8 protein-coding genes are annotated in these 15792 nt (G+C 64.6%); 5 read left to right on the top strand and 3 right to left on the bottom strand.

The window, feature by feature from the left end; translation table 11 throughout:
• The first annotated feature begins 340 nt into the window (after nt 1-340).
• From M1D44_RS15670 to M1D44_RS15690, 5 genes are all read left to right on the top strand, one after another.
• Entirely contained in the window at nt 341-2638 is a 2298-nt protein-coding gene (locus tag M1D44_RS15670) for a primosomal protein N' (RefSeq protein ID WP_316853018.1), read from the top strand.
• A gap of 696 nt (nt 2639-3334) precedes the next feature.
• Nucleotides 3335-7327, top strand: coding sequence for a trifunctional transcriptional regulator/proline dehydrogenase/L-glutamate gamma-semialdehyde dehydrogenase (gene putA / locus M1D44_RS15675; RefSeq protein WP_024977253.1), 3993 nt, complete (start codon nt 3335-3337; stop codon nt 7325-7327).
• A 130-nt stretch (nt 7328-7457) separates the two neighbouring features.
• On the top strand, nt 7458-8591 hold the full coding sequence (locus M1D44_RS15680; RefSeq protein WP_112186559.1) for a branched-chain amino acid ABC transporter substrate-binding protein: 1134 nt from the start codon (nt 7458-7460) through the stop codon (nt 8589-8591).
• A 198-nt stretch (nt 8592-8789) separates the two neighbouring features.
• Nucleotides 8790-10013, top strand: a complete 1224-nt coding sequence (locus M1D44_RS15685) for a cation:proton antiporter (RefSeq protein ID WP_024977255.1) — start codon at nt 8790-8792, stop codon at nt 10011-10013.
• A gap of 5 nt (nt 10014-10018) precedes the next feature.
• Nucleotides 10019-11155: a YbdK family carboxylate-amine ligase gene (locus M1D44_RS15690; RefSeq protein WP_024977256.1), complete on the top strand. Its 1137-nt coding sequence runs from the start codon at nt 10019-10021 to the stop codon at nt 11153-11155.
• A gap of 15 nt (nt 11156-11170) precedes the next feature.
• Here M1D44_RS15690 and M1D44_RS15695 read toward each other — a convergent pair whose 3' ends face one another.
• From M1D44_RS15695 to M1D44_RS15705, 3 genes are all read right to left on the bottom strand, one after another.
• Entirely contained in the window at nt 11171-11686 is a 516-nt protein-coding gene (locus M1D44_RS15695) for a GNAT family N-acetyltransferase (RefSeq protein ID WP_024977257.1), read from the bottom strand.
• Between the two features lie 14 nt (nt 11687-11700).
• Nucleotides 11701-13746, bottom strand: coding sequence for an OPT family oligopeptide transporter (locus M1D44_RS15700; RefSeq protein WP_316853019.1), 2046 nt, complete (start codon nt 13744-13746; stop codon nt 11701-11703).
• 624 nt (nt 13747-14370) lie between these two features.
• Nucleotides 14371-15747 (bottom strand): L-serine ammonia-lyase, encoded by a 1377-nt coding sequence (locus tag M1D44_RS15705; RefSeq protein ID WP_024977259.1) that lies wholly within the window; start codon nt 15745-15747, stop codon nt 14371-14373.
• Nucleotides 15748-15792: the final 45 nt, after the last annotated feature.

Below are 15792 nucleotides of genomic sequence, written 5' to 3' on the forward strand. Positions count from 1 at the left end.
CAGGGGAAGCGTTGTGCATCCAACGCATAAGTGTTTGATTTTTCTAAGAGAAAGCCGCGTGCGCGTAAATCGTGCAAGCTAGAAAAACGGTGAATCCATTGGCCTTCGCAGGCGCGGCAGGCGACTTTTCAACAAAGTTATCCACAGGCTGTGTGGATAGCCCGGAAAACGGTCGCCGATCAGGGCGCCAGGGCGCAAACCTCAAGTAATACTTGAACATTGAGCCGGCCACGACAATGGCTGTGAAGGCAAGGTGAGATGGGCAAGACGCATTTCCCAGGTGCAGGATTCGCCGCTGCATCGCAACAATCCCTTTGCAATTCAACCGTTTGCGCTTTGCATGACCACCGCCCAAGTCGACGCTGCGTTCTCTGATGCCAAGGCGTCGGCCGCCATCGCGCGGGTAGTGATTGATACGCCGCTCGATGCGGTGTTCGATTACCGGTGCGGGCCGCCTGTGCTTCCCGGGCAACTTGTCGTCGTACCGTTTGGCAACCGCCGTGTGGTGGCGTTGGTCATCGACACCGCCGCGACCACCGATGTGCCCCAAGAGAAGCTGCGCGATGTCGAGCGGGTGCTCGACTGGGTGCCGCCGCTCAATGTCGAATGGCGAGCTTTGGCCGAGTTTGCTGCCGGTTACTACCACCGCGCGCTGGGCGAAGTGACGTTGCCCGCACTACCGCCGCTCTGGCGCACGCCGGCCAGCTGGGACAACCTCGCGCGCCAGGCCAACGAAACCGTCTACGTAATGTTCGAACCGGCCCGGGCCGCGTTGCTGGACAGCATTCCGAAACGTGCGTCCGGCGCCATGCGCCTAGCTGAAGCGCTGACCGGCGATGGCGAGCTGTCCGCCAGCGCTGCCGTCGAACTGCACGGGCAAGCCGTCGCTAAGCTGCGGGATTGGACGGCCGTCGGCTGGCTGCGCGCAGAACTGCGGCCGAAAGCGCTGTTGCCGCAACCGCTCGAATTGCCCGCGCCTTCCGTCGCGCCCGCCCTGAACGATGAGCAGGCGACCGCCGTGGCGGCCATTGCCCAAGCTGGCACGGCGGGCACATTCAGCCCGTTCCTGCTGTACGGCGTCACCGGCAGCGGCAAGACCGAGGTTTACCTGCACGCCATCGCCGACGCCCTGGCGCGGGACCCGGCCGCACAGGTGCTGATGCTGGTGCCCGAGATCAACCTGACACCGCAACTGGAAGCGCGTATCGCCGCACGTTTCCCCGGCGTGCCCATGGCCGCGCTGCACAGCGGCCTGGCCGAACAGCCGCGTGCGTTGAACTGGCTGGCCGCCCATCGCGGCGAGGCCCGCATCGTCCTCGGCACGCGGCTGGCGATGCTGGCGTCGCTGCCTAACCTCGCGCTCATCCTCGTCGACGAAGAGCACGACACGTCGTACAAGCAGCAGGAGGGGCTGCGCTATTCCGCACGCGATCTGGCGCTGTGGCGCGCCAAGCAGCGCAACATCCCCGTCGTGCTGGGCTCGGCCACGCCGTCACTGGAAACCTGGTGGCGCGCAGAACAGACCCCCACCACGCGTCTGACGCTCTCGCAACGCGCGCAGGCTGAAGCGGTGCTGCCGCGCGTATCGCTCGTCGACTTGAATCTGGAGCGCCGCGCCGGGCGTGAGATTCGCGATGGGCTGTCTAAACCGCTCGTCGATGCGATTGCCGATCGCCTGGCGCGCGGCGAACAGAGCCTGCTGTTCCTCAACCGCCGCGGCTACGCGCCCGTGCTTTCGTGTGACGCGTGCGGCTGGTTGTCGGGCTGCCCACGTTGCTCGGCGTACCTCGTGCTGCACAAGCCCGAGCGGCGACTGCGCTGCCACCACTGCGGGTACGAATCCCGCATCCCGCATCACTGCCCCGACTGCGGCAACGTCGACATCGCTCCGCTTGGGCGCGGCACACAGCGCATCGAAGAGACGCTCGGCGAGCTGTTTCCGCAGGCCCGCGTCGCCCGCATCGACGCCGATTCCACCCGCCGCAAGGGCAGCGCCGAAGCGCTGTTCGACACCGTGCACGAAGGCAGCGTCGACATCCTGATCGGCACGCAGATGGTCGCCAAGGGGCATGACTTCCAGCGGGTGACGCTGGTGGGCGTGGTCGCACCCGACTCCTCACTGTTCTCGCACGACTTTCGTGCGGGGGAGCATCTCTTTGCCTCGCTGATGCAGGTGGCGGGCCGCGCGGGCCGGGCCGGGCTGGCTGGGGAGGTGCTGATTCAGACGCGGTATCCGGATGCCCCCGCGCTGCAGGCGCTGGTTCGGCACGACTACGGCGGTTTTGCGCGCCAGTTGCTGCGGGAACGCAAGCAAGCCGGGCTGCCGCCGTTTGCCTATCAGGCGCTGCTCACCGCAGAGCACAAGGAAGTGGCGCGGGCGCTTGAATTTTTGGGCGCTGCGCGTTCTGCGGGTGAAGCCTTGGCGGCCGAATTGGGTGCGCCGGTGTTTTTGCATGATCCGGTGCCCATGACGATGGTGCGGTTGGCCAACCGCGAGCGCGCGCAGTTGCTGGTGGAGTCGGCTTCTCGGGCGGCTTTGCAGAAGTTCTTGTCTGCCTGGACCGAGGGGTTTGCTGGGATCGGCAAGACTGTGAAGGGGGTGCGGTGGCAGTTGGAGATTGATCCTTTGAGGATTTGAGGCTTGGTGGTCCACACCCCTTTCGTTCCCTGCCGGGACCGACTCACTTTTCTTTGTCTTGCCAAAGAAAAGTAAGCAAAAGAAAGGCGCGCCCGAGATGGCGAAAGCCTCCTTGGATTTGTGTCGCGGGGAGGGGAAGGAGCCAAACTCGCTGCGCTCAGACAAGGCTCCTTCCTTAATCCTCCCCGCAACAAAAATCCAAGGCGCCATCAAGGGCTCAACGTCAAAAGAAAAAGGCCAACCCAATCGCGCGGTTGGCCTTTGTCGTTTGGGCTGGCGCTGAGATGGTTTGGCCTTTGACTTTCCTGCCTTAGATGGCGCCTTGAATTTCTGTTGCAGGGAGGAAAAAGGAAGGGAAACTGTTTGAGCGCAGCGAGTTTTTCCCTTCCCCTCCCTGCGACATAAATTCAAGGAATCTTTCGCCATCTCAGGCGCGCATTTCTTTGCTTACTTTCTTTGGGCAAGACCAAAGAAAGTGGGTCAGCCCCGGCAGGGGATGAAACAAGGGATGCACCACCAACAAAAAAACCAAGCCCACCTAAAAAAGAGCCCCCAACACCGCCTGCGGTTGCACCCAATCTACCCATTTCGAACCAAGGGGTTTCACTAGGTTGCACCTTCAAGATCGCCAGGCGTATGATCCGCCCAATTTGCCGGCCACAAGCTAGGCAATGGCAGCTCTGGATAGGAACCCACATGGCTACAACCACCCTCGGGGTCAAGCTGGACGATGCTTCGCGTGAACGCCTCAAGCGCGTTGCGCAGTCCATTGACCGCACGCCGCACTGGCTGATCAAGCAGGCGATCTTCACGTATCTGGACCAAGTGGAGCGGGGGCAGCTGCCAACTGATGCAAACGGCCCGGCGGCGGATGGCCTCCCGTCCGCCGCCGCAGCCGTCTCCGACGTGCACGAGGGTGATGAGCCCGCGGTGCAACCGTTCCTCGAATTCGCGCAGAGCGTGCAACCGCAGTCGGTGCTGCGCGCTGCCATCACGGCCGCCTACCGCCGACCGGAAACCGAAGCGATTCCGATGTTGCTGGAGCAGGCCCGTCTGCCGGGCGCGCTCGCCTCGGAAGCCAAGCAGCTGGCCCGCGATCTGGCCGGCAAGCTGCGCACGCAAAAGGTCGGCACTGGCCGCGAAGGGTTGGTGCAGGGCCTGATCCAGGAATTCTCCTTGTCGAGCCAGGAAGGCGTGGCGCTGATGTGCCTGGCCGAGGCGCTGCTGCGCATTCCCGACAAGGCCACGCGCGACGCATTGATCCGCGACAAGATCAGCAACGGCAACTGGTATTCGCATGTCGGCCAGAGCCCGTCGCTGTTTGTGAATGCCGCCACCTGGGGCCTGCTGCTCACGGGCAAGCTGGTCGCCACGCATAACGAAGCGGGGCTGTCGAAGGCGCTCACGCGCATCATCGGCAAGAGCGGCGAGCCGCTGATCCGCAAGGGCGTGGACATGGCGATGCGCCTGATGGGCGAGCAGTTCGTCACCGGCGAAACCATTTCCGAAGCGCTGGCCAACGCGCGCAAGTTCGAGGCCGAAGGCTTCCGCTACTCCTACGACATGCTCGGCGAGGCCGCGATGACGGAGGAAGACGCGCAGCGCTACCTCGCGTCGTACGAGCAGGCCATCCGCGCGATCGGCCAGGCGTCGGGCGGGCGCGGCATCTACGAAGGGCCGGGCATTTCGATCAAGCTGTCGGCGCTGCATCCGCGCTACTCGCGCGCGCAGTACGACCGCACGATCAACGAGCTGTATCCGCGTGTGAAGGCGCTGGCGATGCTGGCGCGTGAATACGACATCGGCATCAACATCGATGCCGAAGAAGCCGACCGCCTGGAACTGTCGCTCGATCTGCTGGAGCGCCTGTGCTTTGCGCCCGAGCTGGCTGGCTGGAACGGCATCGGCTTCGTGGTGCAGGGCTATCAGAAGCGCTGCCCGTTCGTGCTGGACTACATCATCGACCTGGCCCGCCGCAGCAAGCACCGCCTGATGATCCGCCTGGTGAAGGGCGCGTACTGGGACAGCGAGGTCAAGCGCGCGCAGGTCGACGGCCTGGAGGGCTACCCGGTCTACACGCGCAAGGTCTACACCGACGTGTCGTACCTGGCCTGCGCCCGCAAGCTGCTGGCCGCGCCGGAAGCGATCTTCCCGCAGTTCGCCACGCACAACGCGCACACACTGGCGGCCATCTATCACATGGCCGGTCAGAACTATTACCCCGGTCAGTACGAATTCCAATGCCTGCATGGCATGGGTGAGCCGCTGTACGAGCAGGTGGTCGGCAACAAGCCAGGCAAGCTGAACCGCCCGTGCCGCATCTACGCGCCGGTCGGCACGCATGAAACGCTGCTGGCCTATCTGGTGCGCCGCCTGCTGGAAAACGGCGCCAACACCTCGTTCGTGAACCGCATTGCGGATGAGTCGATTCCGCTGGACGACCTCGTCGCCGATCCGGTGGCGGTGGTGGAAAAGATGCACGCCGATGAAGGGACGCTCGGCCTGCCGCATCCGAAGATTCCGCTGCCGCGCCACCTCTACGGCGATGTGCGTGCCAACTCGTCAGGCATTGATCTGGCGAACGAGCAGCGCCTGGCGTCGTTGTCGTCCGCCCTTCTTGCGGGCACGAGCACGGTCTGGAATGCCGAGCCGACCATCGGCGATGCGCCTTACACGGGACGCATTTCGGAAACCCGGCCGCAACCGGTGCGCAATCCGTCGGACCTGCGCGACGTGGTCGGCCACGTGACCGAGGCCACCGAAGCCGACGTCGATGCAGCGTTGTCGGCCGCCGCCGCTGCCGCCCCGATCTGGCAAGCCACGCCGCCCGAGGCGCGCGCCGCGTTGCTCGATCGCGCAGCAGACCTCATGGAAGGCGAGATGCAGCACCTGATGGGGCTGATCATCCGCGAGGCGGGCAAGACGCTGTCCAACGCCATTGCGGAAGTGCGCGAAGCCGTCGATTTCCTCCGCTATTACGCAGCGCAGGTGCGCGGCGGGTTCTCCAACGACACGCATCGTCCGCTGGGCCCCGTGGTCTGCATCAGCCCGTGGAACTTCCCGCTGGCGATCTTCACCGGCCAGGTGAGCGCAGCGCTGGCCGCGGGCAACCCGGTGCTGGCCAAGCCTGCCGAACAGACCCCGCTGATCGCCGCTCAGGCCGTGCGCATCCTGCGCGAAGCCGGCGTGCCGGCTGGCGCCGTGCAACTGCTGCCGGGCCGTGGCGAGACCGTCGGCGCGGCGCTTGTGAAGGACATGCGCACCAAGGGCGTGATGTTTACCGGCTCGACCGAAGTCGCGCGCATTCTGCAGCGCACGCTGGCCGGCCGCCTGGATGCCAACGGCGCGCCGATCCCCCTGATTGCCGAAACCGGCGGACAGAACGCGATGATCGTGGATTCTTCCGCGCTGGCAGAACAGGTGGTGGCGGATGTGCTGTCGTCTGCGTTTGATTCGGCAGGCCAGCGGTGCTCGGCGCTGCGCGTGCTGTGCCTGCAGGATGATGTCGCCGATCGCGTGCTCGCGATGCTCAAGGGCGGCATGGCTGAATTGGCGATGGGCAATCCGGATCGCCTCGCCACGGATGTGGGCCCGGTGATCGACGCCGAAGCGCGCGACAACATCGTCGGCCATATCGAAGCGATGCGGGCCAAGGGCCGCCGCGTGCATCAGGCGCCGGTGCCGGCCGCGTGCGCGCACGGTACGTTCGTGCCCCCGACCATCATCGAACTCGACAGCCTGTCGGACCTGACGCGCGAGATCTTCGGTCCCGTGCTGCACGTGGTGCGCTGGAAGCGCACGGCCAAGGATACGGATAGCGCCGGCCTGACCAAGCTGATCGAGCAGATCAATGGCACGGGCTACGGCCTGACGCTGGGCATCCATACGCGTATCGACGAGACCATCGCGCACGTGGTGGACCGGGCGCATGTCGGCAACCTGTATGTGAACCGCAATATCGTCGGTGCCGTGGTGGGCGTGCAGCCGTTCGGCGGCGAAGGCCTGTCGGGCACGGGCCCGAAGGCCGGCGGGCCGCTGTATCTGCTGCGCTTGCTGTCGACGTGCCCGCAGGACGGCATGCGCACCGCGCTGCAACTGACCGCGGGTGCCGGCACGGAAATCGACACCGATGCGCGCCGCGCGCTGCTGGCGCCGTTCGATGCGCTGGCGGACTGGGCACGCAAGCAGGCGCCTGAGCTGGCTTCGCTGTGCGAACGCCTGGCTGCGGCGTCAGCCACGGGCGCCACGGCTACGTTGCCGGGCCCGACGGGCGAGCGCAACACCTACACGCTGCTGCCGCGCGAAGCGGTGCTGTGCGTGGCGGCAGATCCGGCCGATTGGCTGCGCCAACTGGCGGCTGTGCTGGCCGTGGGCAGCGTGGCGGTTGTGCAGGAAAACCCTGCCATCGAAGCGGTACTTCGGGGCTTGCCGGCGGCAGTACAATCGCGCGTCCGCGTGGTCGGGTCGACCGACGAAGCGGCTTTTGATGCGGTGCTGCACCACGGCGATTCGGACCATCTGCGCGCCATTTGCGAAGGACTGGCACGACGTGCCGGCCCTATCGTGGGCGTGCAAGGCCTGCCGCATGGCGGGGAAGGGCTGGCGCTGGAGCGCCTGCTGATCGAGCGTTCGCTGTCGGTCAATACGGCCGCAGCGGGTGGCAACGCCAGCCTGATGACCATCGGCTGACGGGGAGCACGAGCAGGATTCGCAGCGCCATCCGCACGACGGGTGTGGGTGGAGCGCGAAGCGGGAGGAGGGCGACGGTGATCCCGTCGCGCTATTGATCCAAATTGCGTTTGAACTAGGAGACGCACAAATGAAATTGAAGCAACTGTGTCTGGCGGCAGCACTGTGCGCGCTTGGCAGCGCGGCATCGGCCCAGGAAGTCATCAAGCTGGGCTATGCCGGCCCGATGACCGGTCCTCAAGCCCAGTACGGCAAGGACATGCAGAACGGCCTGACGCTGGCGGTCGAGGAATTCAACGCCACGCATCCGAAGATTGCAGGCAAGGAAGTCAAGTTCCAGCTGATCTCGGAAGACGACCAGGCTGACCCGAAGACCGGCACCACCGTCGCACAGAAGCTGGTGGACAGCGGCATCAAGGGCATGCTGGGCCACTTCAACTCGGGTACGACCATCCCGGCCTCGCGCATCTACAACAACGCAGGCATCGCAGAAATCGCGATGGCAACGGCACCGGAATACACGAAGCAAGGCTACAAGACGACGTTCCGCATGATGACCTCCGACACCCAGCAGGGTTCGGTGGTCGGCACGTACGCCGTCAAGAAGCTGGGCTACAAGAACATCGCCATCGTTGATGACCGCACGGCTTACGGCCAAGGTCTGGCAGACGAGTTCGAGAAGGCCGCCAAGGCTGCCGGCGCCACCATCGTGCGTCGCGAGTTCACCAACGACAAGGCCAGCGACTTCAAGTCGATCCTCACGCAGATCAAGGCCAAGAAGCCTGACGCCGTGTTCTACGGCGGCGCGGAAGGCCAATCGGCTCCGCTGGTCAAGCAGATGCGCGAACTGGGCATGAAGTCCACGCTGATGTCGGGCGAAATGTCCAAGACCGACGACTTCATCAAGCTGGCTGGCGCGCAATCGGCCGAAGGCGTGGTGTGCTCGCTGGCCGGTCTGCCGCTGGAACAAATGCCGGGCGGCGCTGGCTACAAGGCCCGCTACGAGAAGCGCTTCGGCACGCCGGTGCAGACGTACTCCCCGTACGCTTACGACGGCGCAATGGCCCTGATGCAAGCCATGGTGAAGGCCGGCTCGTCGGATCCGAGCAAGTACCTGCCGATCCTGGCCGCGACCAACATGCAAGGCGTGACCGCCAAGCACTACGCCTATGACGAGAAGGGCGACCTCAAGGATGGCGGTATCACCGTCTACAAGGTCACCGGCGGCAAGTGGACGCCGCTGGAGAGCGTCGGCGGCAAGTAATCCGACCGGCTCTCAGCCATTCGCAGTATGGAAACCGCCCTCCGGGGCGGTTTTTCTTTGCCGGCGGCTCAAGGCTCCAAACGCAGAGTTGTCGCTTTCTGCGTCGAACGTCATCGATCTATTATTAAATATCGTGTAACGAGGGTCTAACGCGTGTCAGTGCTTGGCTGACTTTCCCAAGTGGGTGCTTCGGGTACCATGTCGCCCATGACAGGACTTCACGATCTCTTCCCTTCGTGGCCGCCCGCACCTGGCGGTCTCTTCTGGATCGGGCTGGCGCTGGTCGGCGCGGCGCTGTGCGGCGAGTTTGCGCGTGCGGCGCTGAAGCTGCCCCGCATCGTCGGCTATGCGGCGGCGGGGCTGGTGGCGGGTGTGCTTGGCCGCCCGCTCATCGACGCCGACATGCTCGACCAGACCCACATCCTGATCGAGATGGCGCTGGCGTTGGCGCTGTTCGAACTAGGGCACCGGCTGTCGTTCGAGTGGCTGCGAGCCAATCGTTGGCTCTTGCTCACCAGTGGCTTCGAGAGCCTGCTGACCTGGGGCCTGGTCACCTGGGTGCTGCAGCTGTTTGGCGTGGCGACGCCGGTGGCGGTGGCCGCAGGCGCCATCGCGGTGGCCACGTCCCCCACGGTACTGCTGCAACTGAAGAACGAACTACGTGCCGAAGGCCAGGTGACGGAGCGGTTGCTCTCGCTGGGCGCGCTCAACAGCATCTACGCCAGCGTGCTGGTGCCGCTCACCGCCGGCTGGCTGCACAGCGAATACGGCCACTGGGCGGCGGCGCTGCTCCATCCGCTGTACCTGCTGGCAGGCTCCGTGCTTCTTGCCTGGGTGGTCGGCAAAGTGGGCCATGCGCTGTATCACCGCATGGCGGGTGACGATCATTACGCATTCCTGGTGCTGGTCGGCCTGGTGCTGTTTGCGCTGGCGATGGCCAAGCTGCTCAAGCTGTCGGTGCCGCTCACATTGCTGCTGGCAGGCGTGGTGTTCAAGCACCAGGACGATCACCCCCGCGTGTGGCCATCGCATTTCGGCAGCGCGGGCAGCATCTTGATTGTGGTGATGATCGTGTCGCTCGGCTTGCCGCTCAAGGCGTCGGACTGGGTGATTGGTGGTGTGGCGGCGGTGGCGCTGGTGCTGTCGCGCTTCATCGCCAAACTGGCAGCCACGACGGCGCTGGGCTCGTTCTCGGGCCTGTCGATGCGGCAGAGCATCGCCCTGGGCCTGGCGCTTGGGCCCATGTCAGGACTGTCATGGTTGCTGATGCACGATACGGCGGCACTGTATCCACAAACCGGCGGGCCGCTTGCGGCCATCATCCTGTGCACGCTGGCGATCCAACAGATTGCCGCGCCGATCCTGACCGCGCGTTCGCTGCGCTGGGCAGGTGAGGTGCGACAAGACGAAGGGAGGCACTGAGCCCCATGTCCCTCGAACCGTTCTCGAAATCCGAAGCCCTGACGTTTGGCGTCGAGCTGGAACTGCAGCTCGTCAATCGCCATGACTACGACCTCGCTTCGGCGTCGCCCGACCTGCTGCGCATGCTCAAGGGCAAGGAATACCCCGGCGACATCAAACCGGAGATCACCGATTCGATGATCGAGATCTCCACCGGCATCTGCCACAGCCACGATGAAGCACTCTGGCAATTGCGCGAGATGCGCGACCGCATGGCCGACGCCGCCACGGCGCTGAACATCGGCATCTGCGGCGGCGGCACGCACCCGTTCCAGCAGTGGAGCCAGCGCCAGATTTCGCAATCGCCGCGCTATCAGTACATCTCGGATCTGTACGGTTACCTCGCCAAGCAGTTCACCGTGTTCGGGCAGCACGTGCATATCGGCTGCCCGAATCCGGACGATGCGCTGTACCTGCTGCACGCCATGTCGCGCTACGTGCCGCACTTCATTGCGCTGGCCGCGTCGTCGCCGTTCGTACAGGGCGTGGATACGGGGTTTGCTTCCGCGCGCATGAACTCCGTCAGCGCCTTCCCGATGTCGGGCCGCGCGCCGTTTGTGCTTACATGGGATGCCTTCATCGCGTACTTCGACAAGATGCACGCCACGGGCGTGATCGAAAGCATGAAGGACTTCTACTGGGACATCCGCCCCAAGCCCGAATTCGGCACGATCGAAGTGCGCGTGATGGACACCCCGCTGACTGTTGAACGCGCCGCCGCCATCGCTGCCTATATCCAGGCGCTTGGCCGCTGGCTGCTGCTCGATCGCCCGTTCATGCCAGTGGAAGACGATTACCTCGTCTACACCTTCAACCGCTTCCAGGCATGCCGCTTTGGGCTGGCCGGCGAATACGTCGACCCGGCCACGGGCAACCGAGGCGCGCTGGCCGATCACATCCTGGAGACGAGCAAGGTGCTGTCGGCTCATGCCGAAGCGCTGTCGTCCGAAGGCGCGCTCGATATGGTGCGGGAAGTGGTGGAAGCGCGCGATGCGGATGCCGAGTGGATCCGCGCGGCGCAACGTGAAACCCGCAACCTGCACGAGACCGTGCGACGCGGTTGCGGGCGGTGGACGCAGCAGGCGGCAACGCAGCCCGCCTGACGCCTCGAAGAACGGTCAGTCGTTGCGGACCGTTCCCGGCGCTTCCAGCCAGCGCTGCATGAAGACGAGGTCGAGCCACTGGCCGTGCTTGATGGCAGCCTCGGGCATGCGGCCGACTTCTTTGAAGCCCAACTTTTCGTGCAGGCGGATCGACCCTGCATTGGCGCCGTCGATGGCGCCCACCATCAGGTGTTTGCCCAGGGCAGCGGCACGCTCGCACAGCGCTTCGACCAGCAGGCTGCCCAAGCCCTTGCCGCGCCAGTCGCGATGAATATGCACCGAGTGCTCGACGGTGGTGCGAAAGCCCGGGTACGGCCGGAAATCCCCAAACGATGCAACGCCCGCGACTTGCCCGCCATCATCGGCCACCAGCACCGGATACCCCTGCGTGGCACGCAACGCCAGCCACGCGGTGCGGTCTTCCAGCGTGACCGGCGTTTCGGTGTAGATCGCGTTGGAGGTGGCGATCACGTCGTTGTAGATGGCGAGGATGGCCGGCAGATCGGCCTGCGTTGCGTCGCGGAGCAGCATGATGCGTGATGGGCTCAATGGGTCGGACGCACCGCCAGAACGCGGCGCGCGAAGGCCCAGCATACCAAGGCGAACACGATCAGCCCAAGCCATTGCGCCGTGCCTTCAAACGACCCGCCCACGATCGCCAGCGGCGCATCCTTGCCCGTGGCCCCGATGACGGCCGCCATCAGCACGCCCACCAGGCTTTCACCCACGATCAGGCCCGACGCCAGCAGCACGCCATGGCGGTTCGGCACCTCGGCATAGCGCGCGTACGGCACACCGGCCGCCTGCGCACGCTTGGCAAGAATCTTCTCGATGACCCACGCCAGCACCGCACCCGTTACCAGCACCGTGCTGATCGTCGGTGGCAGGTAGATGCCGATACCTACTGCCAGCACCGGCAGCCGGGCGACGCCGCCACGCTGCTTGAGCGCCCAGTCGACGGCGATCAGCAGCATGCCGATGACGATGCCTGCAATCACCATGTTCCATTCCAGCTGGTGCGTGAAGATGCCGGTGGCAATGGCCGTCATGAGCGTAGCCTGCGGGGCTGAGAGCGCCTGCGCCGCGTCCATGCCGGCACGCGGCAGCGCGCCCGGAAAGCCATACGCGTTGTACAGCAGCTCCAGCACCGGCGAGATGACCGCAGCACCCGCGACGCACCCGATCAACAGCGCCACCTGCTGGCGCCACGGCGTGGCACCCACCAGCCAGCCGGTCTTCAGATCCTGCAGGTTGTCATTGGAGATGGTCGCTACGGCCACCACGGCCGAGGTTGTGAAGATGGCCAGCGCAATGCCCAGCTTGCTTGCTTCCGGCGAACCCACGATGCCGTTGTCCGCCCCGATGGCCAACAGCAGCAGCGACACCAAGGTGATGGCGATGATGCCAATGCCCGAAATCGGGCTCGACGACGAACCGATCAGCCCGGCCATGTAGCCGCACGCCGCCGCCACCAGAAAGCCGAACACCACCGCAAAGATCACCGCGTAGGTGATCAACGTCCAGCGCGAGCCGGCCGATAGCATGGTCGGCGCCAGGAACGCGGCAAACGTGATTACCAGCACCACGACCATGGCCAGCGTGACCAGCAGAATCCAGCGCGGCGCCATGTCCTGCTCGGTGCGCTGGGCGCCATCGGCCTTCGGGCGCAGGCTGCCGAACGAGCGCTTCACGCCGTGCACCACCGGGCCGATCAGCGTGCCCAGCGTCCACACGGCCGCCACCGCAATCACGCCTGCACCGATAAAACGCACCTGCGTGCGCCACACATCCGTGCCAAACGCTGAGAGCGCCTTGCCCGCCGGCACTGGCGTGATGGAGGTCAGATACGGCACGGCGATGCCCCAGGCAATCACCAGGCCCACCAGCATGGCAAGCCCCGCCACCAGCCCGATCAGATAGCCCGCGCCCAGCAGTGCCGTTGAAAAGCCCAGCGGCAAGCGCACCACTGCGGCCCCCGCAGCGAACCACCAGCTTGCCCCTTCGCCCAGCACGCGCAGGCCACTGGTTGCAAACGCCACGATGGCCGCGACGATGCCGCCGGCAGCCAGATCGCGCATGCCGGTGGCAGCGGGCACGGCGTCAGCGTCCGAGCCATCCGACGTTTGGCCACTGCCCACGCGCAGGATTTCCGCCGCCGCCACACCTTCGGGATAGGGCAGGTCGCTCTGCACCACCATCGCGTGGCGCAGCGGAATCGTGAACACCACGCCGAGCATGCCGCCCGCCATGCAGACCCCAAACGTTTGCCAGAACGGGAAACCTTGCCAGTGCCCAATCATCACCAGGCCGGGCAGGATGAAGATGATGGAAGACAGCGTCCCGGCCGCAGACGCCTGCGTCTGCACCATGTTGTTCTCAAGGATGTTCGTGCCGCCGAGTATGCGCAGCACCGCCATGGAAATCACCGCTGCGGGAATCGCCGATGAGAACGTCAGGCCGACTTTCAGGCCCAGGTACACGTTTGAAGCGGTGAAGATCACGGTGATGATCGCGCCGAGGATCATGCCGCGCAGCGTCAGCTCCGGCAGGGTCGCTGCCGAAATGTGCTTGGGAGGATGGAGGGATTGCATCCTGCGGTTCTCCAAAGAGGGTTCTTGTGGCGCGGATTATAGGAGTGGATGGGGGCGGGGGCTTGTGGGTTTTTTTTGGGGGGTGCTCTAGATTTATTGCTTGTGGTGCACCTGTGTTTCGTACCCTGCCGGGCACGACTCACTTTTCTTTGTCTTGCCAAAGAAAAGTAAGCAAAAGAAAGGCGCGCCCGAGATGGCGAAAGCCTCCTTGAATTTGCGTAACCGTGCGGAGACGGGAAAAACTCGCTTCGCTCAGACAGTTTCCCGTCTTTTTTCCGCCCGCTTACGAAAATTCAAGGCGCCATCTAGGGCTCAACGTCAAAAGAAAAAGGCCAACCCATCGCGAGGTTGGCCTTGTCGTCTGAGCTGGCACCCAGAGTGTTTGGCTTTTGTCTTTGACTTTCCCTGCCCTATGCGGCGCCTTGAATTTCTGTTGCAAGGAGGAAAAAGAGGGGAGGCTGTCTGAGCGCAGCGAGTTTGCCTCCCCTCCCTCCTTGCGACATAAATTCAAGGAGTCTTTCGCCGCATCGGGCGCGCCTTTCTTTGCTTACTTTCTTTGGCAAGACAAAGAAAGTGAGTCAGCCCCGGCAGGGGATGAAACCAGGGATGGACCAACAAGAAAAATCAGCACTCCACAATATTCACCGCCAACCCCCCCCGCGCCGTCTCCTTGTACTTCGTCTTCATATCCGCCCCCGTCTCCCGCATCGTCTTGATCACGGAGTCGAGCGAAACATAATGCGTGCCATCCCCACGCAACGCCATGCGCGCCGCATTCACCGCCTTCACAGACGCCATCGCATTGCGCTCGATGCACGGAATCTGCACCAGCCCGCCGACCGGGTCGCACGTCAGCCCCAGGTTGTGCTCCATGCCAATCTCAGCAGCGTTTTCGACTTGAGCAGGCGTGCCGCCCTGCACCGCAGCGAGCGCGCCCGCTGCCATCGAACACGCCACGCCGACCTCTCCCTGACACCCGACTTCCGCGCCAGAGATCGATGCATTCATCTTGTAGAGCATGCCGATCGCACCGGCGGTGAGCAGGAAATCCACCACACCGCTGTCGTTCGCGCCGGGCACGAAGCGGTCGTAGTAATGCATCACCGCCGGGATGATGCCCGCTGCGCCGTTGGTCGGTGCCGTGACGACGCGCCCCCCCGCAGCGTTCTCTTCGTTCACGGCAATCGCATACAGGTTCACCCAATCGATGACTGACAGCGGGTCGGACAGCGTGCGTTCGGCCTGCACCGTGAGCCGTGAATACAACTCGGCGGCACGGCGCCTCACGTGGAACGGGCCCGGCAGTTCGCCCTCCGTACGGCAGCCGCGCGCCACGCACGCTTGCATCACGTGCCAGATGTTGAGCAGACCGGCACGCACTTCGGCCTCGGTGCGCCACGTCAGCTCGTTTTCGAGCATCAGGCGGGCGATGGATTTGCCCGTCGACTCGCACATCGCCAACAGTTCCTTGCCGCTGCGGAACGGATGCGGCAACTGGTCATGCGCTGCCAGCACCTGCGTGTTCGGTGCGCCAGCCGTAACGACAAAACCGCCGCCGACTGAGAGGTAACGCGCCTCGCGCAGACGCTCGCCGGCGGCGTCGAAGGCGTGGAACTTCATGCCGTTCGGATGCTCGGCCATCGCTTCGCGGCGGTAGAAGGCGATGTGTTCCTTCTCGGTAAAGCGCATCGCGTGACGGCCCAGCAGCGACAGCGATTGCGATGCACGCAACTCCGCCAGCTTGGCATCGATGGTGTCGGGGTCGATGGTGTCAGGCGCCTCGCCCATCAGGCCGAGGATGACGCCGCGGTCCGTGCCGTGGCCTTTGCCGGTGGCACCGAGCGAGCCGTACAGCTCGACGCGCACGCTGGCGACTTGTGGCATCAGCCCGTCAGCTTCCAGGCCGGAGGCGAACATGAGCGCGGCGCGCATCGGCCCGACGGTGTGTGAGCTGGACGGGCCAATGCCGATCTTGAAGAGGTCGAAAACGGAAACAGCCATGGGTGAGGCTCCGGGGGCGTTAAAGGGTGCAAGCGGCTTGTGGCC

This window comes from Ralstonia sp. SA306, assembly GCF_054792405.1.

Excerpts from the sequence above, each read along its gene's own strand:
- M1D44_RS15680 (WP_112186559.1), top strand. The coding sequence starts at position 7,458 with ATGAAATTGAAGCAACTGTGTCTGGCGGCAGCACTGTGCGCGCTTGGC.
- putA (WP_024977253.1), top strand. The coding sequence starts at position 3,335 with ATGGCTACAACCACCCTCGGGGTCAAGCTGGACGATGCTTCGCGTGAA.
- M1D44_RS15670 (WP_316853018.1), top strand. The coding sequence starts at position 341 with ATGACCACCGCCCAAGTCGACGCTGCGTTCTCTGATGCCAAGGCGTCG.
- M1D44_RS15695 (WP_024977257.1), bottom strand. The coding sequence starts at position 11,686 with ATGCTGCTCCGCGACGCAACGCAGGCCGATCTGCCGGCCATCCTCGCC.
- M1D44_RS15700 (WP_316853019.1), bottom strand. The coding sequence starts at position 13,746 with ATGCAATCCCTCCATCCTCCCAAGCACATTTCGGCAGCGACCCTGCCG.
- M1D44_RS15705 (WP_024977259.1), bottom strand. The coding sequence starts at position 15,747 with ATGGCTGTTTCCGTTTTCGACCTCTTCAAGATCGGCATTGGCCCGTCC.
- M1D44_RS15690 (WP_024977256.1), top strand. The coding sequence starts at position 10,019 with ATGTCCCTCGAACCGTTCTCGAAATCCGAAGCCCTGACGTTTGGCGTC.
- M1D44_RS15685 (WP_024977255.1), top strand. The coding sequence starts at position 8,790 with ATGTCGCCCATGACAGGACTTCACGATCTCTTCCCTTCGTGGCCGCCC.